The 21,038-nt window shown below is 42.5% G+C and carries 21 protein-coding genes; 9 read left to right on the forward strand and 12 right to left on the reverse strand.

Features of this window, described 5'->3' with window-relative positions:
* Positions 1 to 21 precede the first annotated feature (21 nt).
* Positions 22 to 1,191 carry a hypothetical protein gene (locus BRC29_01420; GenBank protein ID PSG98770.1) on the forward strand — a complete coding sequence of 390 codons (1,170 nt, stop codon included), beginning with the start codon at positions 22 to 24 and terminating at the stop codon, positions 1,189 to 1,191.
* 168 nt (positions 1,192 to 1,359) lie between these two features.
* On the opposite strand, the gene BRC29_01425 is transcribed toward BRC29_01420, so the two are convergent.
* On the reverse strand, positions 1,360 to 2,064 hold the full coding sequence (locus BRC29_01425; GenBank protein PSG98771.1) for an alpha/beta hydrolase: 705 nt from the start codon (positions 2,062 to 2,064) through the stop codon (positions 1,360 to 1,362).
* Positions 2,065 to 2,296: 232 nt separating this feature from the next.
* Between BRC29_01425 and BRC29_01430 the strand changes: the two genes are divergently transcribed.
* The gene (locus tag BRC29_01430; GenBank protein ID PSG98772.1) at positions 2,297 to 2,719 is read left to right on the forward strand and encodes a hypothetical protein; all 423 of its coding nucleotides are present in this window, start codon (positions 2,297 to 2,299) and stop codon (positions 2,717 to 2,719) included.
* Between the two features lie 65 nt (positions 2,720 to 2,784).
* Here BRC29_01430 and BRC29_01435 read toward each other — a convergent pair whose 3' ends face one another.
* Positions 2,785 to 3,333 carry a hypothetical protein gene (locus BRC29_01435; protein PSG98773.1) on the reverse strand — a complete coding sequence of 183 codons (549 nt, stop codon included), beginning with the start codon at positions 3,331 to 3,333 and terminating at the stop codon, positions 2,785 to 2,787.
* 4 nt (positions 3,334 to 3,337) lie between these two features.
* Positions 3,338 to 3,895 (reverse strand): hypothetical protein, encoded by a 558-nt coding sequence (locus tag BRC29_01440; protein ID PSG98774.1) that lies wholly within the window; start codon positions 3,893 to 3,895, stop codon positions 3,338 to 3,340.
* Between the two features lie 82 nt (positions 3,896 to 3,977).
* Here BRC29_01440 and BRC29_01445 point away from each other — a divergent pair, with 82 nt between their 5' ends.
* Positions 3,978 to 4,214 (forward strand): hypothetical protein, encoded by a 237-nt coding sequence (locus BRC29_01445; protein PSG99531.1) that lies wholly within the window; start codon positions 3,978 to 3,980, stop codon positions 4,212 to 4,214.
* Here the strand turns inward: BRC29_01445 and BRC29_01450 are convergent.
* The 3 genes from BRC29_01450 to BRC29_01460 all read right to left on the reverse strand — a co-directional run bounded on the left by BRC29_01450 (position 4,211) and on the right by BRC29_01460 (position 5,831).
* Complete coding sequence (locus tag BRC29_01450; GenBank protein ID PSG98775.1) at positions 4,211 to 4,867, reverse strand: hypothetical protein; 657 nt, start codon at positions 4,865 to 4,867, stop codon at positions 4,211 to 4,213. The two genes, BRC29_01445 and BRC29_01450, sit on opposite strands and share 4 nt — an antisense overlap.
* Positions 4,868 to 5,022: 155 nt before the next feature.
* Positions 5,023 to 5,574, reverse strand: coding sequence for a thioredoxin family protein (locus BRC29_01455; protein PSG98776.1), 552 nt, complete (start codon positions 5,572 to 5,574; stop codon positions 5,023 to 5,025).
* Positions 5,565 to 5,831, reverse strand: coding sequence for a hypothetical protein (locus tag BRC29_01460; GenBank protein ID PSG98777.1), 267 nt, complete (start codon positions 5,829 to 5,831; stop codon positions 5,565 to 5,567). Before BRC29_01460 ends, BRC29_01455 begins: the two co-directional genes overlap by 10 nt.
* A gap of 296 nt (positions 5,832 to 6,127) precedes the next feature.
* Here BRC29_01460 and BRC29_01465 point away from each other — a divergent pair, with 296 nt between their 5' ends.
* Positions 6,128 to 6,499 carry a hypothetical protein gene (locus BRC29_01465; GenBank protein ID PSG98778.1) on the forward strand — a complete coding sequence of 124 codons (372 nt, stop codon included), beginning with the start codon at positions 6,128 to 6,130 and terminating at the stop codon, positions 6,497 to 6,499.
* Here the strand turns inward: BRC29_01465 and BRC29_01470 are convergent, their stop codons facing one another.
* Complete coding sequence (locus BRC29_01470) at positions 6,500 to 8,800, reverse strand: hypothetical protein (GenBank protein PSG98779.1); 2,301 nt, start codon at positions 8,798 to 8,800, stop codon at positions 6,500 to 6,502.
* Between the two features lie 115 nt (positions 8,801 to 8,915).
* Here BRC29_01470 and BRC29_01475 point away from each other — a divergent pair, with 115 nt between their 5' ends.
* From BRC29_01475 to BRC29_01485, 3 genes are all read left to right on the forward strand, one after another.
* Positions 8,916 to 11,168 (forward strand): hypothetical protein, encoded by a 2,253-nt coding sequence (locus tag BRC29_01475; GenBank protein ID PSG98780.1) that lies wholly within the window; start codon positions 8,916 to 8,918, stop codon positions 11,166 to 11,168.
* Between the two features lie 426 nt (positions 11,169 to 11,594).
* Positions 11,595 to 14,030, forward strand: coding sequence for a hypothetical protein (locus BRC29_01480; protein PSG98781.1), 2,436 nt, complete (start codon positions 11,595 to 11,597; stop codon positions 14,028 to 14,030).
* Between the two features lie 13 nt (positions 14,031 to 14,043).
* A complete protein-coding gene (locus tag BRC29_01485) occupies positions 14,044 to 15,465 on the forward strand; it encodes a hypothetical protein (GenBank protein ID PSG98782.1) in 1,422 nt (473 codons plus the stop codon).
* Here the strand turns inward: BRC29_01485 and BRC29_01490 are convergent.
* Genes BRC29_01490 through thyA form a run of 3 tightly spaced genes read right to left on the reverse strand, consistent with a single transcriptional unit; the run spans position 15,458 to position 17,423 of the window.
* Complete coding sequence (locus tag BRC29_01490) at positions 15,458 to 15,937, reverse strand: dihydrofolate reductase (protein ID PSG98783.1); 480 nt, start codon at positions 15,935 to 15,937, stop codon at positions 15,458 to 15,460. The two genes, BRC29_01485 and BRC29_01490, sit on opposite strands and share 8 nt — an antisense overlap.
* Before the next feature lie 2 nt (positions 15,938 to 15,939).
* Positions 15,940 to 16,407, reverse strand: a complete 468-nt coding sequence (locus tag BRC29_01495) for a hypothetical protein (protein PSG98784.1) — start codon at positions 16,405 to 16,407, stop codon at positions 15,940 to 15,942.
* A complete protein-coding gene (thyA, locus tag BRC29_01500; GenBank protein PSG98785.1) occupies positions 16,404 to 17,423 on the reverse strand; it encodes a thymidylate synthase in 1,020 nt (339 codons plus the stop codon). The genes BRC29_01495 and thyA overlap by 4 nt, the downstream gene beginning before the upstream one ends.
* A 101-nt stretch (positions 17,424 to 17,524) precedes the next feature.
* On the opposite strand from thyA, the gene BRC29_01505 reads away from it, so the two are divergent.
* Positions 17,525 to 18,409 (forward strand): hypothetical protein, encoded by an 885-nt coding sequence (locus tag BRC29_01505; protein ID PSG98786.1) that lies wholly within the window; start codon positions 17,525 to 17,527, stop codon positions 18,407 to 18,409.
* Here BRC29_01505 and BRC29_01510 read toward each other — a convergent pair.
* Complete coding sequence (locus BRC29_01510; GenBank protein PSG98787.1) at positions 18,382 to 19,644, reverse strand: serine hydroxymethyltransferase; 1,263 nt, start codon at positions 19,642 to 19,644, stop codon at positions 18,382 to 18,384. The two genes, BRC29_01505 and BRC29_01510, sit on opposite strands and share 28 nt — an antisense overlap.
* Positions 19,645 to 19,702: 58 nt before the next feature.
* Positions 19,703 to 20,350, reverse strand: a complete 648-nt coding sequence (locus BRC29_01515) for a hypothetical protein (protein PSG98788.1) — start codon at positions 20,348 to 20,350, stop codon at positions 19,703 to 19,705.
* 56 nt (positions 20,351 to 20,406) lie between these two features.
* On the opposite strand from BRC29_01515, the gene tmk reads away from it, so the two are divergent.
* Positions 20,407 to 21,015, forward strand: coding sequence for a dTMP kinase (gene tmk / locus BRC29_01520; protein PSG98789.1), 609 nt, complete (start codon positions 20,407 to 20,409; stop codon positions 21,013 to 21,015).
* The last annotated feature ends 23 nt before the right edge of the window (positions 21,016 to 21,038 follow it).

Genomic DNA, 21,038 nt, shown 5'->3' on the forward strand with positions numbered 1-21,038 from the left:
GTCTCTAGAGGACGGAAAACAATGTCAATAAAGATTGATATCGACCAATTCAGTGAAGACAAGAGAGAACACCAGGAACTTGTAAAGAAAGATGAACCGGGTTTCGTCTCTGTTAAACCCGATATAGAACAGATTAAAGAGGCAAGAGACAACTATGAGTATGAAAATTTAGTGGTAATAGGAAACGGGGGTTCTATAACAACTTTTCGAGCGTACCTATATGCTTTCCTGGGAGAGACTGATGTAAGTGTGCGTCTGGTTACAACAATGGATCCGGATTATCTCAATAATTTAACAGATGACTTTGAGCCTGAGAATACTGTTGTAATGCCTATCAGCAAATCCGGGGAGACAGTAGGAGTAATCGAATCGCTTATGTACTTCATAGACAAAGATTATCCTGTCTGTGCAGTTACTTCGGAAAACGATGGAGCGTTAAAACAGATAGTTGAAAGACACGACTATAGATTCATTGAGCATCAAGATGTTGGAGGAAGATTCTCAGGTCTTACTGAAACCGCTCTGGCGCCTGCACTGTTTGCAGGGATTGATGTTGAGGAGATAAGAGAAGGAGGTGAAGAAATGTATGAAAAGCTCTCACCCAAAATGCAGTATAATCCGGCATTAAACGTGGCATCAGCGCTTTACGACTCAGAGCAAGATGGCTTCCAGGAGGTTTTCACACCTTTCTATTCCACGAGACTTTTCGGTTTCTACCCACTATTAGTACAGCTCATGCATGAAACAGTATGTAAAGAGGGGAAAGGACAGACCTTCTACGGTGATATAGGGCCTGAATCCCAACACCACACCAATCAGAGACTTTTCGGCGGAAAAGAAAATATAATGACAATGTTCATCCGGACCGATGCACATGAGAAAACCAGTATTATCATTTCAGAGGACCTCTCAGATATCAGTATTAGAGGGAAAAAACTCGCCGAGTTAGATGGCCAGAAGCTCGCCGATTCTCTAAAAGCAGAGTATCAAGGAGTCAGAGAGGCTCTTGACGATGATGGAATACCAAATATTACGGTAACATTGACTGATGTTTCGCATAGAACTCTCGGAAAGCTTGTAGCATTTCTTCAGTATGTAGGAGTTTATTCGGCCTGGCTTAGAAATGTGGATCCTTTCGATCAGCCTGATGTAGAGAAAAGCAAAGAATTAGGTTTTAATGAAAGGTTTTGAAGGCGGAAACCTGTATTTATGGCCCAGAAATTTGAGGATGGCTGAGCTAAAGCATGATACGCAAAATTTGTACCATGTGAAATAGTTGAAGAATAGAATGGAGGAGAACTTCCAGTGGGAACGGATTTCTGCTTGGATTATGTCTATTTGCAGCAGCGCCTTTAATGACTAGATACTTTCCAGCCACTGTAACATCGAGTTGAGGAGTTTACCGTTCGCTTCATCTGACATCTTGTGTTTTTCTCCTTCGAACATCTCAACTCTCGTATTCTTTTCCAGGTTCTGTGCCGCTTTCCATGTATATTCTGGGTGTACGGTTGTATCTTCCCTGCCATGGTAGAAGGCGACCGGAACTTCCAACTGTTCTGTTACTTCCTTAAACCTATTCTTTTTTAGGTCATCAACGAATCGATGATCTATAGTCTTGTCTCCAAAATGTGTGTATTCTCCTTTCTCCTCTATAACTGATCTGAACTTCTCCATCGTCTTATTATAGGTAACGGGTGACTTCCCAATTACCGCCTCGGGTTCAAGTTCTGGTGCTGAATGAAAGACAACTTTACCTCCAAAACTCATGCCGAATAGAACGTAGCTTCCCGGTTCAAAGAAGTTAATTACTGCTTTCAAATCATTCATCTTCGAGCTCAGGTTCTGATCTATGAAATCGCCATCCGATTCTCCGTTACCTCTGAAGTCGAACCTGACAGCGTTCCGGCCCTCCTCAACAGCTCTTTCGCATCTTATCTTGTAACTTCCTTCTTTGTCACTTCCGAATCCATGGCAGAAGAAGATCCATTTATCAGAACCGGATTCATGATGTACTGCAGAGACTTCCTCATTTTCCTCGATCTCAATAAGGTGTTTATCTGTCATGTTTCTGGTTCAATTAGATTAGTTGAAAAACTTATTCTTTCGGAATAACCGGTTTAGAGAGGTTTTTACACATGTTGATAATCTGTACTTTCGGCTTAGAGAAAGTATTTAAGCATCGTCAAGGCAGATCTGAGCGCTCTCAGTGCTTTACTGCGTTCTTTTAGCGTTTTTATCATCTTTCGGTGTAAAATAATATGTTTATACTAAGTACTACAATTAGAAGATATGGTGTGTGGAGATGGCATTAGACGAAACTTTAGAACACGGGAAAGTATATCGTTCCCCGGTAGGCTTCCTAGAAGATACTGAAGATGAGTTACCCGAAGACCAGGAATACTGGTTAGAAAACTCGACTGGTGACGAATGGGTTTTCGACTCTCTACCGGAGCTCAGAAAATTTCTCGAAACCAAAGAAGACGACTGGGAAAAATATAGGGATTTCATTCCGGTGGAATCCGATTCCGAAAGTGTCCAGATCAGAGAATCCGATGAGGCCAGATATTTCGGAATAGAGTTTCCTTACATGGAGCTTGAAACAAACTACGCTCAGGGATCGGCAGGTCAGACAGGAAAAGTAAGTCTCGGATATCTGACGGAGAAAGAAGTTGTTGACAGGACTGTTGAGAAACCGACTCCCAATCTGGCGAATGACTAGATAGAATCCCGGTCTTCTTTCATTTTATTTTTTACTGATTAAGGTCTTAGAATTCTTTTCTGGATTTAGTTATCTGCGGTGCCATGATATGCGTTCTCTTTCTTCCAACCGGGCTCGAATTCGTACTGTATACCTGACTTCTTGATTGTACTTTCCATACTGTCGATCATTTCTACGGCGCAGTCAGGTACGAGGTAACGCCATTCGCTGCCTGATCTGATTCTTCTCCTTATTTCTGTGGCGGAGTAGATTTCCTTGTCAAACATCTCCTGCTCTATTATTTCCAGATCGGTATGTGATTCTGCCAGTTTCTTCACAACCTTGTTCTGGGTAATGATTTTTCCCGCTCCCACTTTTTCTTCAACTTCATGTATCCACTCTCTGTTTCCTTCTTCAGTTCTTTCAGTATCTTCTATATGGATTGTTTCGATATCAGGGAAACATTCCTTGATTATTTTCTCTCTTTCCTCTGCGCTTAAAGGATTTTTCTCTGTCCTTGATTTATCTGCACTCCCTATCACTAATGTGAGATCATATTTTTCTCGATATTTCTCTATTACTTTGTAGTGTCCTGAATGGAATGGCTGGAATCTTCCGGGAAATACTGTTTTCATTTTTTCAGTTGAAGGCCTCGTCCCCTGTTTCTATAATATCGCTTTTTCTGGCTTTCGTAAGTTCTTCTACTTGGTTTTTCTCACTGTATATACTGCCTATACTCTCCGCTATAATTCCGGCGCTCACATATAGATCCTCGTCAAACTCCTCAGATTTATTATCTAGTTTCTGTTTCAGTTGTCCCCACTTATTCTCCAGTTCAGGTTCCTCTATTTCTTCGTCTCTGAGGTTAGTTTCTCTTGCTCTTACATAAGCCATTCTTGCGATCTCCTGCCAGTTATATCTCAGTTCTTCGTACTCGGCTTTCTCCATGAACTCGATCTCCAGGAATCCCCGGAGAACGTTTTTCTCAAGGTTCTCCCTTTCTCTCTCAGGGTTGATTATCACCGTTAAGTTATTGTCTCTAGATACTACATTGGAATCTTTCTCGAATCTCTGCCACCCCAAGCTTAACTCCACGTTTTCTACTTCGAGGCTATAGCTGTATTTCTGGATTATTTCCTCAATCTCTCCTTTTACTGCTTCAAGTTCATGTTTATCCGGGTTGATAGAGTAATTCATATTTTAAGGTGTGGGGAGCAAGCTCTTGAATCTGGTCATCAACATAGCAAAAGTTGTAAACTTGAACGCACATATTGGTACTATATTCAGCATGATCTCTGTCTCGGATGATGTCTATGAATGGATGAAGAGGAAGAAGATGGATAGAAGTTTCTCAGAGCTAATAAGAGATTTGATGAAAGGTTCAGATCTTAGAGAACTTGAAGACATCGGCTTTTCTGAGGGCTGGGAAACTCTAGATGAAAAGGTAAAGAAATCCTCGGATAAGACATGGGATAGAATAGAGAATTTGGAAGTTATAGACTGGAACAAAATTTAGTTGAAAAGCTGGTCGCCTGCTTCAATAACATCTTCTTTCCCGAGCTTTGGGAACTCTTCGAGATTGTGCTTCTCAAGCAGTTTTTCGCCTAGACGGTATGAAAGGGAGTATCCGAGCCATAGAGGGTAATTTTCTTCACTTTTGTCAATGTAGAGAGGATAAGGGTAGGTTGTGTTTTCAGTCTTTCTGTCTAGTTCTTCACTCTTGATTCTTTCCCAGTGTTCCGATATTTCTCCAATTGAATTCTTTTTTCTCCAAGGCGTTTCATAATCCGGATAGATCATCTCGGTAAATATCTGTGTTATTGCTTCATCAATTACATATTCCCAGACAAATTTGTTTCTGTCTACATCTTCGTGGTTCTTGTGCTCGTAGTTCCAGGTATGTGCGTATTCATGAACGGCACTGGCTTTTACTGATTTTTTCCAGTCTTCGGGACCGGTATTGAATCTTATTCTAAAGTATCCTGGTGCGAAAGCCATTCCTGCAGCACCATCCATATTCTCTAGAACATGAGGATCTTCGCTCCATCCGAGCCCTACTTTCAGCTCTCCTTCCTTTGGAAGTTCTTTCTGTGCCTTATCCAGAGCCTGGTTCACGAGATCCTTTGCTTCTTCTAACTCTTCTTGAGTTGGCCTAAGTTCTTCACTCATTTTTCTTCAACGGTATCATTGTTTTTGGATCTGATTTTTATGAGATTCACGCAAAAAATAGGTCTCTGACTCTGATAACATCATTCTAAATCTTTGTCGTGTCATTGGAGTAATTCATTTTTTGGTAGTTTTCTAACCGATTTTCTCCCTTAACGTTACTTCCATTTAATTGAACATCCCTGGCTTGGTTTCTGTTCTTCTGGAGGTTCTTTTCTCTTCAGCATATCTTCGATTACTGATTTCATTTCTCTTTCCTCTACTTCCTGATCTGGTGACTTCTTGTCGTTCAGTCTTCCGTGATAGTGGAGCCGGTGTCTCCAGTCAAGCAGAAATGGATCGGGCGTGCATTTTGCTCCGTATTCTTCTGTTACTTCTTGATCTGGGTCTGCGAGATAGTAGAAGTTTGAGGTACCTAGATTGTTTTCTTTGATGAACTCTGACATTTTTTCAACCGAGTCCTGTGGATGTGTCTCTGTATTAGGGTTGATACCTACGAATGCTATGCTTGAGAATTCTTCTGCCAGTTTTCTGAGTTCAGTTGTCTGGGTTTTTACATACGGACAGTGGTTGCACATGAATACTACCAAAACTCCGTCATAGTTGTCAAGATCGGAGAGAGCAACTTTTTCTCCTTCATAGTTTTCCAGTCCGAATTCCGGGACGGGTTTTCCTTGTTGTGGTCCGGAATCTGATTCCTCTAGAGACATAATCTTTTCTTGAGTACGCAGATTCTTATTTCGGTCCCCTTATTAAATATTAAATATCGTGCGAGATCATGATTAATCATGAAACATGAAAACATCTGGAAGGCAGCTAAAATGTCTTCTTTAATCACCTGGACTTTCATCTTATCTTTTGCTCTTGCAATTTTTCTTGATACTTCGGGTATTCTCGATCTCGGAATAAATATTCGCCCTAACTTAATAATATACTTTTTCGCTATCCTGTATTCATCTTTATTCACGGTTTCTTATGTGAAATTTCGACAGCATTCATCTCAAAAGGATTCGGTTAGAGAGGCTTTAATCGGCTTTAGAAAATAATTTCGAAGCTATACTCTGGAGAAAGCTGTATTAATTTTGAGAATTTTCTCTGGCAGCAACCTGTAAATAAGAAGCTGAGAGCTTATATCTTTGAAAACGCCGGCGGAACAGCTACATCAATGAACATTTTTCTTTGTTAGGAACTAAGAATCGGTTGATAGAGTTGAAGAAAGGTTCTGAGCTAAGAGTTTTAAACTGATTTCTTCAATTTAAGTTGGTGGGAATACCGAATACAGATGGTATCGATAAGGAATATGCCGAAAGCTCTGAAATAGAAATAGATGGATTTAGAGGTCTTGAAACCGGTTCTTATGATATTTTAGATTATTTTGAAGTTGTTGAAGATGATTCAGATCATGAAAACTGCGATATACTGGCTGTTTTAGATTCATGGCAAAACTTAGGAGACGGGGATTTATCTCAGGGTTTGGAGGAAGGTGTTGATGTAGTTCTGGATTCCCGGGATTATTATGACAGTGAGGTTTTGGATATGCTTCCTAATGATTACGATGTTAATGAGGATCTAGAATCTTACTGGGGTACTATCGATGGTCAAGGCTCCAAATATTTTGTGATATCTCTGGACTAGTCAAAAATAATCTGTAATGTTTTCTCTGTCGAAAATATTTTCCTGACCGACTTGTTTTTTCAGTTTTCTTGCAGTTGCACTGCCGATCAGTTTTTTCAACTTCTCAAACTTTGCTTCTCTAATCGCTTCTTGATCTCTTATACCGTGATTATGGAGTTTTCTGGCTCTGACTCTCCCGATCTGGTCGTACTGCACTAAGTTTAGTAGTTCTTCTTTGATGCCGTGTTGGAGTCTTATCCTGAGTTTTTCCAGGTCTTTCTCGACGTCAAAATCCTTCATTCTGGCCAGTTCCTTTGATGAATAAATCAGCCAGTCGGCGTTACTCATTTTTGCTCTGATTCCGCCCGGCGCCACCCCGTACTTATCCATAAGTCTTTCCTCTTCTACCTCTGAAATCCAGCCTTGCATCAGCATCGAGTTCTTCATGCATTCCATGAACTGCTCATACTCTGGTTCCCACTCGTTAGGAACAGTCTCGAGAACATACTCCTCTGCATCGCTTAAAGCTTGTTGGATCTCACCCCATTCCTTGTCCTTGACCCTAGGCCTTGGCTTCATCTCGGTGGTCCTTGAAAGCATAAAAAGAAATGAGACCGGACGAGTGGTTTTTTCCGATGCCTTCTCCATTGATTCGATCATCAGATTAGCGGAATCCGGGTCAATATATAACTCGGAGACTCTCTTCCCGGTCTTGGTTGCTGAAACATCTTCGTCCAGAAAGCCGTACTCTATTAGATCCTCGACAACGCTACTAATTTTTTTCTCCACCTCTTCCATATCCCCGAACTGGTAGGCGTAGAAAGTCTTCTCATAGAAATCCATTAAATCCTCAAAATCAGTGCAGAAAGAAGACGCCACCAACGATAAAGTATGCATCCTGAGAACAGGCTCAACCGCCAGTTTTGACTGGATGTGCTCTGCCTCACCCAAGACATATCTCTCTAGAATTTCATCCTTCATACCCGGATTCTTGGCAAGTGAAATCGCCTGCCCTTCATCATCGTATTTTGGGCGACCAGCTCTCCCCGTCATTTGCTCAAACTCGAGTACAGGTATCCAGTCCATTCCTCCGCCCGTATATCTCTTCAAATCACGCATTATAACTCTGTAGGCCGGTAAGTTGATCCCAGCGGCTAAAGTAGGTGTAGCGGACACTGTTTTGATTAGGCCTTCCCGGAAAGCTTCTTCAACCAGTGATCTCTGGCGGTTGACAAGTCCGGCATGGTGATAGGCAGCTCCATCCGCCACATTCTTCGCTAGACGTTTGCATTGGGAAGTTGGGCTTCCTAGAACGTTCAGAATTCTTTCGGAGTATTCCTCCAGTTCTTGTCTTTCTTCCCGGGAGAGACCGTGTTCAGTTACTTCTGCGCATCTGTCACTGGATTTTTCCGCACCTTTTCTTGAAGAGCAGAAGATTATCGCCTGCTTGTCTATTTCTAGAGTGTCTTCTACAAGGTTTGAGGTCGGTCTTCCGTGTTTATCCTCTATGAATACTTCTTCGGTTTCTACATCTTCTTTTTCCTCTTCATCCTTGACAATCTCTTTCCCAGTTTTGAATCCTGAGGATTCATCGTTGTTCGTTTTGTTTGAACTCTCATTACCGTAGTCTTCCGGGAAGAACTCAATTTCGTTTCCCTCCATGATTCCTTCCTTTAGTTCGACAGGCCGGTAATCGGATTCAACCAGTTCTGCATCCAGCCAGTCCGCTAGTTCGGATGAGTTGGATATAGTTGCGGATAGACCTAGCATCTGGAACTCGAGTAAATCTCTTAACCGGGTTAAAGTTACTTCAAGTGTTGGTCCCCTGTTTGGCGAGGTTAGTAAGTGGATCTCATCTGTAACCACAAGATTGATTTCATGAATCCAGCTAGGGTTATGTCTCAGCATTGAATCCAGTTTCTCTGATGTCACGATGACAATGTCTGCTGTCTCTAAATAATCTCCGGAGTCGTCCCTGTCTCCTACGCTCATCATGACGTCCAGTTCTTGGTATCTTTCTGAGAAATCTTCGTACTTTTCGGAGGCAAGAGCCTTTAAAGGCACGATATAGATAGCTTTTCCTCCTTCATTTTTTACCTGGTTGACCATTGCTAGCTCCGCAATGAATGTTTTTCCTGAGGCGGTAGGAGAAGCAACTATCATATCACTACCATCCATCAGACCCGCATCTACAGCTTTTTCCTGGGGCGGATTCAGCTCTGTGATTCCTTTCTCAATATATTTTTCTTTCAGGTCTTCAGGTATGTTCAGGTTTTTGGTCTCCACATTGAGATTTAAGGTTGGAAATCTTTTATCTCTCATATCTGTTCCGAGGATTCTGAATCCATCATTTTTAATGCAGAAAATATCTTAGTAGTATATTATGTATGGTTCTAAAGCTTTTGCAGTATCTTTTACGCTGCTTTTGTTGGTTGGAATGGCTTCAGCGGAGGTAACTAAGTCTAAGGATGGAGTTAATCTGAGGATCGAACATACCGAATTTCAAGAAGATGATGATATGAAAATGTGGGCCACAGTCACTGAGAGCAGCAATTTAACTGATTACAACGTCAGCTTCTTCGTCGAGGACAATAGTGTATTAGAACCTGAAGATCAGGAAAACAACACTTACATGTTTGAGGAAAGTTTTAGCTCAGGTAAATGGATTGTAGGAACCTCAGTCGAAGGAAAAAATGACCGGGTTAATATAAGCGAAACTGTAACCGTCAAAGAAGACTCAGAGAAAGAAAAAGATGAAAACAAATCAGAAGAGGAGGATTCAAAGCAAACTGGGGATAACGAAGATAATCAAGGTTCAACAGATGGCGAGGAATCGAAAGAATCTGAGGAAATGAACGTTGGGATAGAGCTTGGAACAGAAAAGGTTACTCCCGGAGATCAACTTGAGATAAGAGCGGATATCGAAGAAGACGTAAATACTGATGACCTGGAATTTAACTGGGGAGAAAGAGGTCTTACGAGAGACCCCATTAATGAGAAAAACCAGAAAAATCTAACTGTTGAGACAGTTCAAAGAATCCGCAGAGAAGAACCAGAGCTCCATTTGACAGTGGTAAAGAATGAAAGACCTGTGGGAGAAGCAGAGAAAACTTTGACCTGGCACGTACCGAGCGTGGATGCAGAAGGCCTTGAAGTTGATTATGAGTCCGATTCATTGACAGCATCTGTCTCAGCAGAAAAACTCGATGACAACCCTGAGTTCAGGGCCGGAACATCTTTGAAAGGCCTAAACCAGATAGAACTCGAAGGCAGAAATGTAGCAGGCGGAACAGAGCTGATGATGCAACAACAAGATACTTCTAATTACGAGGATACTGATTTGATACCTTATTCGGTCATAGATATAACCGGTAACAACATTGAGGGCCTCGAGCTCAGAATGAGTGCTGACTTACCTGAGAACTGGCTTATGGATAACGATCTTCTTGTTTCGAGCAAAGAGGCTTACGTAAGTTTCTACACTGTGGAAGGCGATGAGTGGAAGAGACTACCAGTTAGGACGGGAAATTCAGGTATAGATAACTATTACAGAATAGAATCCGAAAGTGAATTTGAGGAAAGCTCTTACAGCTTGAAAGGCGATACCACGATAGCAATAGCCGGAGATCCAGATGGAATAGATCTGGGAAAGTTTGCTGTAAATCCTCAGGGTGAGTGTGAAAGACTTGAAGACGATGAGCCGATTCCTGCAGGATGGGAAGAAATAGAGGTGACCTGTTATACTTACAAAAGCATTGATAGAGTCGAGCGAAACTTAGATAGAACAGCTCAAGACTTGAACAAGACCAGATACGGGGAAGAGATTGAAGAAGCAAGAAACTATTTGGAAGAAGATAGACCTGGTCCAGCCAGAATCAAGTTAGAGCAGTTACAGGGAGCTGAAGAAGTCAGCCAGATGAAAGATCAGTTGAAAGAAATTGAAGATGATCTGGATCGGGCAGAAGAATCCGGAGCTGAGGTGGATGAGCTTAGAGAAGATATTCTAGAAATAAGGGAAGATATCGAAGCTTTTGAAACCGGTGAAACAGGGGAACAATCCCTTGGAGAGATAGATAGAAGCATAGAGAGCCTTCAATCAGAAACGAGAGATGAAATAGAACGGTCAAGATCTGCTTCAAGAGAGGCAAGAGAGCGGCCTCCAGGAGCTCCAGTGGATGAGGAACAGCTAAATGAAAGGAGGCTGAATGCAGAGCTGGAAAGATCACGGAATCTGGAAAACGATACTTTCGATAGATTGCCAGAAGAACTTAAGGAGCTTGAAAACTTTTACCAGCCACCGGAAGACCTAGAAGAGCGGTACAGTAACATCGAACAACTGATAGAAAATGGAAACCTGGAACAAGCCCAGCAAGAACTGGAACAAATAGAACAAGAAAAAATGGAGGCAGGTCTCGAAAAGGTTCAGACAGGTATAGAAACATATGATACAATTGAAAGACTGAGGGATCAAGAGGAAATAGAACAGGAACAACTGGAAACATTAAATGAATCCGAGAGACTACTTGTAGAAGATCAGAACGTTGAACAGGCCTCAAACCAGGTAGAAGAAGTTAGAAGGGATTTACAGGTCCAGATGATCAGAGATAAAGTGTTTGAAATGCTGGAAAACCAAGAGTTCCGACAACTCGTCAGAGACGTAATAGCGGAAGTCACTCCTGTAATTTCCTAAGTTAATGCGGCCAGAATTCTTTCTAATATCCTTAATTAGGAAAAAGAATTAAAGAATTCTAACATCTAAATGATATCTCAGTAGACTCGCCCCAAAACAGGCTAGAGATAATTGCTTCCATCAAGTCCATACAAAAATTTTCTAATCAAGTATATTCCATATTCCCCCCAATCTATACAGATATATTTTCTCATTTGAAACCTGATTTCAAACTCTTCTTGTGACTTATGTTACCGATAGATGAGCACAGTTGAAATACAGATGACGTAGTAAAACACTGGACAAGCCGCATAATTACAAAAACTCATCCTAAAATAAACGCCGAAATAGAGCTTACAGGAAAATTAGGTCGAAAAACGCGCCTTCTCAATTAGTGTTTAAAAAAGTTTATCCAGATTGTTAACCTATAACTTGCAGGCAATAATCATGAAGGATTACATTAATTCAAACACGTTAACGCTCTCTAAAACATTGATTGCAACACTAACAATACTACTTTTAACGGGCCTTGGTACAGCCGAAGACCTGAAAGTCACCGGCACCGACACCGAAGACTCCTATGCTTCGATTCAGAATGCAATAGATAAAGCACAGCCTGAAGACACTCTGATATTAGAAAAGGGGACATATGAGGTTACCGAGGAGATTAATGTCAGTAAATCTGTAACGATAAAATCAGCAGGAGACGGCAGACCGGTGATTAACAATACCGCGAGCGGATGGACAGCACTGATGGTGACGGCTGAAAATGTAACATTGGATGGCCTGAAGGTTGTCAACCTGAATAATGACGATGACGAAAGAATCAGAGGCATCCATGGTGATAGAGACTCAGACAGATTGGTGATCAAAGATACTGTAGTGGATGGAGTAGACGGTCAGACCAATGGAGAAACTGCATACGGAATGACACTTCAAGGAAACTCAACAGAAGTAATCAATTCAGAGGTCGAGGATGTAGAAGGCACAGACTTTGCTGCAGGAATAAGACTTGGAGGAAATTCTCAGTATAAGATTAAAAACGGTCGGATAGAGAATGTAGATATTTCATCAATTGAAGCTGTCGGCAAAGGACCCGCATCTGCAGGAATTTTACTTGCCAGTGTATCATCTTCAGAACAGACTAAATTACTGGACAACAGTGTATCTGACCTTGCGCCGAGCGAAAATTCTGCTGCTGTGAGCTTTGGAAGTACAAACAGCGATGCCACAAACCCTACTTTGATTATAAAGGACAATGATCTCTCAGCTGGTGTGGCAGCACTCAATATTGAAGATTCTCAATTAACCAGCCTGTCAAATGTTGATGTAAGCGAAAATGACTTTTCAGGAGTTGTAGTGGCAAATAGAGATGAAGATACCAATCTCGATGTCTCTGAAAACTACTGGGGTCAGGCTCCAAGACCAGCTAACAAGCGGATATACGGAACTATCGATTTGGAATCTTGGTATGCAACTTCTGACTATTCACAGGACGTGAAGGTAGTCAGTTCGGGAGACACAGTGGCTTACTCAGGAACGATACAGGCAGCAGTGGACGCGGCTTCAAGCGGAGACAAATTAAATGTATCAGCAGGAACTTTCGATGAATCTGTAAGTATTGGAAAACAAAACGTCAGTCTTGTCGGCAGCGGTGAGGAAACAGTTATTGATGGCCGGATAGATATCCCGGTTGATGGTGTGGCCGTCGAGAATTTGACTGTGCGGAATGGTGCAAAGAGTGGTTCCGGCGAAGTTGAAGGGATTTTCGTCGGCAACGCTAACGGCTTTGATAATATCAGCGAAGACATCGCTATTAGAGACGTAACTGTCGAGGACATCCGGCCGCATGGAACGACGAAGACAGTTGAAGGAATCCAAATCAAGAACTACGATAAAGGTGACAGTATCAACGGCGTAACAATCTCGGAGGTAGAGATCCGGAATATCATGCAGACTGGTGCCGGTGCCGACGGTATCAAGCTCCAGGCGGGTGTCCAGGATGTTTCGGTCACTGACTCGACTATTGAAGATATCAGAGGCAGATGGGCCTATGGAGCTGTGGCAACACCTTCCAGTACTGAATCTGGCGTCCCTGAGAATGTACTAGTCAGAAGCAACACGATTTCGAATGTCACTGCGACTAAATACAAAGGAGTCGGAGTTGGCATTGATGGAGGCAATGGTAATGGGTTTGCGAATCCGGATGAAATAACCGTTTCTGGAAATGGTTTTGAGAGAAACGACATTGCTGTTTTGAACAAGAATAGTGATGAAAGTCTGAATGCCGTCCGAAACTACTGGGGACAAGATTATGGTCCAGATGAAAGCCAAGTATTAGGAAATGTTCATTTTGCTCCTTGGAAATTAACTGAAAGTGGCGACTACGACAGACTGGTCCATGTTGAAGAAGGTTACACACCTGTCTCGCCAACTCAACAGCTTTCGGAGACTCCAGCTGTTGGAACTAATGGTGCTGCTAGCTTCCAGAGTTTCTCCGGATTTGACTCTTCTGATTGGGAGAATTCGGCTACCCAGTCTCCTCTAGAGTCATTCTATGTAAATGTTGAGGGAGATGACGCAACGGTTGGCTTCAAACATGCTTCCGGTTCGGATAATGCACAGAATGTTGATTCAGTGAGCTTGGAAGAAGGATGGAACACTGTAGGTGTAGCCAGTGATGGAGATGCGAAGGATCGTTTCTCAGTTCTGGAAGGTCCGTTAAGAAGCCTATATGTTCCGACACAGTACAGCGAGTCTAGTGACTTCAATACAGGAGAGATTCTAAGCACTGGCGATCTCTCAGGAAATGAGACAAGAGATGAACTTGGTTACTGGGTGAACCTTGCTGAGGGCGAGGAATACTCAGTAATCACTAATTAGAGGTGATCCTCAAATGAGGAAAACCCTAGTTGTTTTTTCTTTTATTGTAGCGGTTGCGGGTTTTGTCTCCTCCCAACCGGTAGATAATCCGGCGTCAGTCTATGGAAATATTTCTCTAGATGGAGGAGATATCTCAGACTCCAGCTTTGCCGACGCAACCATTCAAGTAAGAGATGGAGATGAAGTGTTTGATTCTATGAGTTTTAATGATGCGAGTTTTGGTGGTCCGGATGCTGGAGATGGAAAGCTTCTGGTACCTGCTGGAGTTAATGTCTCCCTTTACATTGGTGGAATAAAAACCCAGAATCAATATAACTTTGAGCAGGGCATCGAAAGCGTCTCAGTTGAACTCTCCCCTGGAAAAAGTATTTCGGCAAGAAGCGAGAAAGAATCAAGTCAGCAGAAAGCTTCAGTACCTGAGAATTTGCAAAACGAAAACGAATTCAGATCGGTAAAAGCAGATCTGAGCAAACCCGTTGAGGGAGGCTTTGATGTTACTTTAGATGCTGATATCCCTGAACTAGATGATTACGAGATCAAATCTAAAGCTAAGATAAATCCAGCAGGTTTCGGTAATTCAGATGTAGAGGATGGAGAGGTTAGCTTCAAGGTCTCAAATAATGAGTTTGGTTCTAGTTCTCAAGTATATATCTTCCACTATGAGGGCGGTGAGTGGAACAAACTTGATACATCAATTAAATCCGAGCAAGAGGATTACACTGTGTTTTCAGCCCCTGTTGAATCTTTCTCACCTTACTCAGTAGCGACAGATACAGAGAATCCATCGGCAGATATCGCTTACGATCCTTCGAATCCGGAGCCCAGTGAGGATATAGATTTCAATGCTTCAGATTCAACCGACAATGTTGAGATCACAAGCTACAATTGGGACTTAGACGACGGCAGTTCTGCTTCAGGAGAATCAGTCACTCATTCCTTTGAAGACGTAGGAAGTTACTTAGTTGAATTGACTGTCGAAGACTCGTCTGGAAATGAAGATACGGATACGGTTGAGATAGAAGTTGAAGAATCCCCGAACACGACAGATAATTCTACCGACAACTCTGCAAGTGGTGCCCAGCAACAGGATAACATTGAACAGCAGTCAAATAATTCAACTGATCAAACTGGAGATGATCAGCAGTCTGATGCCCAGACTCAGAATCAAACAGATCCTGAAGATGATACCACAGGTGAGTCAGATACCGATACTCAGCAACAGGATGATTCCCCATCAACTAACGGAGGAATTACCGGTCAATTCACGGGCTCGCCTGGAGCGCTGGGAGGAGTTCTGCTTATTTTGATTGTTTTGATTGTAGCTGCCTTGGAGTATACGGGTAGAACAGACGTTAAGGAATCAGTTAGAGAACTTACTCAATCAATTAGCTCAAATGATGAAGAAACTGAGAACACTGATTACAGCTTCAATTGAGTCTTTCGTGCTCAACGAAAGAGAATTCATTTTTTTCTTCTCTTTCTGTTTCTCTCCATTTTTCTTCGTTCCACTCCGGGAAGTAGGTATCTCCTTCGTATTCTCCTTTTATTTCGGTTAGGATCATCTTGTCTGTTTGTTCAAGACTTTGCTCGTAGACTCCTTCCCCTCCAATAATGAATACCTTCTCATTGTTAGCTCTCACCCAAGCCTCATCGAGACTGTTCGCTACAGTTACACTCTCACTTTGTGGAGAAAAATCTGATCTTGTCAAGACTATGTTCTGGCGGTCCGGCAATGGCTTGAAGCTGTCCGGAAGAGACTGAAACGTTTTCCTGCCCATGATAACAGTGTTTCCTGTTGTCTTCTGTTTAAAATGCTTCATATCTTCGGAATAATGCCAGGGTATATCGCCATCTTTACCTATTACATTGTTTTCCGCGACCGCTGCTATGATTATCTTCTCCATCATCCTTAATCCTCTTTTACGAAAACTATCCTATCTCCGTCGTAAGTCACGGTTTCCTCTGATTTCAGGTAATCGGTTAATTTACCTACTTTTGAGGCTCTGGACACAGTTGAAGCATTTTCCAGTTCTTCTGATACGATTTTGCTTATCTCGGTTTGATCTATTTCTCCTTCCTCCTCTAGGTATTCGAGAACAGAATCTCTCATCTGTTCTTCTTCTCTATAGAAATTGATTCCATGATCTAAAGTATTTCCTTCTACACTGTACTTTCCAGGATGAACGTCAATCTTCTCTATTTCATATGAATCTTCTTCGGAGGCTTGAGTGAGTATTCTACCACAGAATGTACTCGGATGACCGGTTGCTTCAGCAACATGGGTTGATCGGAAAGGATCCTTATCCAAATTCTCTATAACAGGTTTAATTTCTTCCTCGTATAGCCGATCCATTGATTTTTCTTCAGTTTCTTTCATTCTGCGATCCCGAATTTGATTCCTTCATGAGGTTTGTAGTTTTTGAGTTGGAAGTCATCATGTTTCATTTCATCTATTGGTTTGTCCGGAACTTCCATTTCCGGTCTTTCACGTGGTTCACGGGAAAGCTGTTTCAACAACCCGGGTATGTGATCTTTTTTCTCTTCTCCTTCATTTTCTTCCGGTGCATTCTCCAGTATCCAGTCTCTGACTTCCAGATAGTCTTGTCTATCCTCGCATTTACTGACTCTATCTTTCAGTTCTTCCAAGTTGTTTCCATACCATTTACCTCTCTCTTCCGTCCCGCAGTAGATGTGTGCGTCTACGATTGTATGTGCGAACTCGCCGAGCTCAAGATCGGTCTGTTTCGCAATCATTCTCGTAATCAAGGAGTATGCAGCAATATTGAAAGGTATTCCAAGCGCTGTATCACCGGATCGCTGTGTCAGATGAGTATTCAGTTTTCCGTCCTGAACATTGAATACAAAGCTGAAGTGACACGGCGGAAGCTTTGATACTGTAGCATTAGCGGGGTGCCATGCATTCACAACTATTCTTCGGGACTTCGGATTCTCGTTTAACTGATCAATAACGTACTGTATCTGGTCGAAAGTAAGAGCGCCATCTTCTTCCTCATCTACCCATCTGTGATCATCTTCTTCTGACCACGTCTCTCCAGGAAGATGAGAATTTTCATCTGGAACCGGGAATCTTCTCCAGAATCTGCCATAAGCGGTCTCCAGTTTTCCTTCCTCATCAGCCCAGGCATCCCAGATCTTCGTCTCCTCTCTGAGGTTCTTGATGTGTTCTTCTCCTGAGAAATACCATAGGAGTTCATGGATAAGGGAGTTCCACCGGTATCCGGACATGTCTTTAGTTGTCACCAGTGGAAATCCTTGCGATAGATCGATTCTGTAGAACTGGCTGAAAGTCGAGATGGTGTCTACGGAGGTTCTGTTTGGCTTATAGTTTGCGTTTTCAAGTATGTTTTTGACAAGGTTCTGGTACTTCTCCATAGGTAATCATTATACCCTGAGATTCAAATTATCTTGTCTTTCCGTAAACCAAATTTTATCCTAACCGCTAGGTAACAAATATAAAGGTTTCGGGTAAAATCATGGGCGTGGATTACACGGATTCGTTAGAGGAACTAGGAGAGACACGATGGACACTCCTCGTTGGAACTCCTGAAACAAAGAACCTAATTGAAACTTATACACATGAATTAGGTAACCATCAGGCAAAGCTCGATGGATACAGACAATTCGCAGAGGAAAAGGATAACTTGGAAAAATTCAATGGACTGGCGAGTGACATTCAAGGCGATGAAGAAATGATGGCCGAATTCTTGGAGAATCTAGAACAGGTAAGAAAACCTGCTTCGAGAAGAGGCTTGCTGCTTGAATCAACCGTAGAAGATATTTCGAACTTCAAAGGATATTTTGAAGGCCAGGCCGGTGTCTGCGCTGACTCGGTAATAGATATCTCAACAGATATACTTGATTACCAGAAAAGGCTTGGGGGCATACCCGCTAGAGAATCGATCGAAGTCCAGGAATTACTTGAACCCGGTAAAAATATCGTAGAATCATGTAGTACCGATCTTGAGTTCAACGGACACGAGAAAGGAAAACTGGCGGCGGATTACGGTGCAAGAATTATAACTTGGACTTTAGCCAAGAACTGGAAAGACCATGCTGACAGACTCGGAGCTGACCATCTTAATTCTGAAATAACCAGAGACAATGGTTTTTATGAAATAAATCTTTGGGACGATGGAAAGGGATTGTTCGAAAAACATTCAACTAAAGAGCAAAGAGAGCAATGGGCCGAAAAACTTTTCCAGAACAAGGACGGCGGTCATGGTCTTTCAACAGCGACTAAAATAGCGGATTTATATGATGGCTCAATCCAATACACAGAAGAGAAATTAGAGGAGAAAGGATTTGGAGTAAAGCTGAGGCTTCCTGTCTATCAAAACTCTACTTCCGATCCCTCGTAAAGCGGATACCTTTCTAATAGTTCTGATACCCTCTGTCTAATTTCTTCACCCAAATTCTTGTCCTCAGGATTCTCAATTCTATCACCGATTACTTCTCCGATCTCTCTGAGCTCATCTTCCTTCATTCCACGTGTGGTAAGGGCCGGTGTTCCGATTCTAATTCCGGAAGTTACCATCGGTGGCTCAGGATCATAAGGCACAGCGTTTTTATTGGCAACTATATTTACATCCTCGAGAGCTTTTTCTGCCTTTTTCCCGTTTATATCCTCATCTCTTAGATCAACCAGCACTAGATGATTGTCTGTTCCTCCAGATACAAGATTCAATCCCTGTGATTGAAGTCCTTCTGCCAGGGCTTCAGTATTTTTGTTTATTTGTTTCGCATAGTCTTCGAACTCTGGTTTCATCGCTTCCTTGAAACATACTGCTTTCCCGGCTATCTGATGCATAAGCGGACCTCCCTGTGAGTAAGGGAAAACTGCGCTGTCGACATCATCGGCATATTCTTCCTTACAGAGTATCATCCCGCCCCTAGCGCCTCTGATCGATTTATGGGTGGTGGTAGTTACTATATCACAGTGCGGGAATGGAGAAGGATGTTCTCCAGCCGCCACCAGACCTGAAATATGTGCTATATCCGCCATCAGCATCGCATCTACCTCATCCGCGACCTCCCGGAACATTTCAAAGTCAACTTCTCTTGGGTAAGCTGAGTACCCGCAGACGATAAGTTCTGGGTCATGTTCTTTTGCTGCTTCCATTATATCCTCTTTCTCAAATCTTCCTGTTTCCTTACTTATTGGATATGTTCCAAAGTCAAACATGTCACCGGATATGCTGACACTGTGTCCATGAGATAAGTGTCCGCCATGTGATAGAACAGGGCCGAGTATCTTACCATCTTGTCCGACAAACTTGCCGTAGATCCCTATGTTCGCTGTAGTACCTGAATGAGGCTGGACATTGGCGTGATCTGCATTGAATATTTCACATGCACGGTTCCTGGCCAGGTTTTCGACTTTATCATGGTATTCACATCCTGCATAGTATCTTTTACCAGGGTATCCTTCGGCATACTTGTTCGTCAAAACTGAACCTTGAGCCTCTAGAATCTGTTTGGGCACAAAATTTTCGGAAGCGATCATCTCCAGTGACTCACTTTCCTGCCTCTCAATTTCGTTTTTTAGTGCTTTGTAGACTTCGGGATCTGCCTCAGAAAGATCTCGGTGCTCCATATAATCATTTGTTCATTTTAGACTCAAGTGTCTTTCGATTCAATATCGAAACTGTTTTTCACCTTCTCAGGTACATTTCGACGATTATCTGGAGGATCTGTACGAAGACACCCATGAAGGCTACGTAGATTCCGACTGCGTTCAGATATACTCTACTAGATGTTTCCTTCATCTCCCAGATCTGGTAGATCAGGTATGTTATGAAGCCGGCGAGAGCCAGTAAGAAAGCTCCTGCGAGAACCACAGGTGTTAGACTGCCTACGAACGCTAATCCCATAACTCCTAGGAACATGTAGCTGGAGTATTTTCCCCAGTCGCTGAAGTCATGGTTTGTTCCATACACCACTATTCCGCTGAGAACTGTGATTCCTGCCGTGACAAGCCCGGTTATTCCGAGTACAACTGCATGAGCGCTCTGTGGTAGGAAACCTATTATTCCGGCGCCGAAGACCCCGTATGCAGCCTGAAGTATAACTGTACCTAGAACTGCTTTCTTGTCTGAATCATTTTTTATTCCGTTTCGCGCCAGGTAGGATCCTCCGGTTATCAGGGCACCGAATACAAGTACTCCTACTATGGGTATGCTGAAAGCCAGGTTGGCGAACTGTCTGGCAGGTGTTAGGGCAAGTAAAGCTATCAATGCTATGTTTGAAACTACTAAACCGGTGCTCAGACCAATACTCTTGATTTCTTCAGATTCTAGCATATGACTTTATTCTAGTTCCACTTTTTTCAACTATTGGATAGGATACAAATAGATTCGTGGATGAAAATTTGGGTGTGAAGGAACGTGATTACCCCGGTACTTTCATTGTCGTAGAAGGAGCCGACGGAGCTGGTACAACAACACAGTCAAAGAAACTTGCTGAGAAACTTGAGGCAGAATGGACTTTTGAACCTACAGATAAGAGGATAGGGGTTAAAGTCGATGAGATGATTTCATCGGAGGATCACTCTCCGGAGACAGTTGCTCTAGGATTCGCAGCTGATAGAATGGCACATCTTGAAGACAGAGTGATTCCATGGCTAAAAGAAGGTAAAACAGTAGTATCTGACCGCTACTATCATTCCTCACTTGTTTACCAGCCGGTGATGGGAGCTGACAGGGAATGGATCGATGGACTGAATAAAGAGACTTTGAAACCCGATCTCACTTTTATTCTCGATATATCTGCGGAAATAGGTATGGAAAGAGTAGATGAAAGAGGACGTGACGGCAATATCTTTGAGGATCTAAGCTTTCAGGAGAAAGTTGTCAAACGGTACCGGAGACTTGAGAACGAGTCAACAATTCTTGTTGATGCCTCAAATTCTGAGGAGGAAGTATTCAAAGAGATTAATTCCCGTGTCGAACAGAATATCGATCTATGAGCAATGCATTCTTGTTATCAGAT

The organism is Nanohaloarchaea archaeon SW_7_43_1 (genome assembly GCA_003009795.1).
In the GTDB taxonomy this organism is placed as follows: Archaea; Nanohalarchaeota; Nanosalinia; order Nanosalinales; family Nanosalinaceae; genus SW-4-43-9.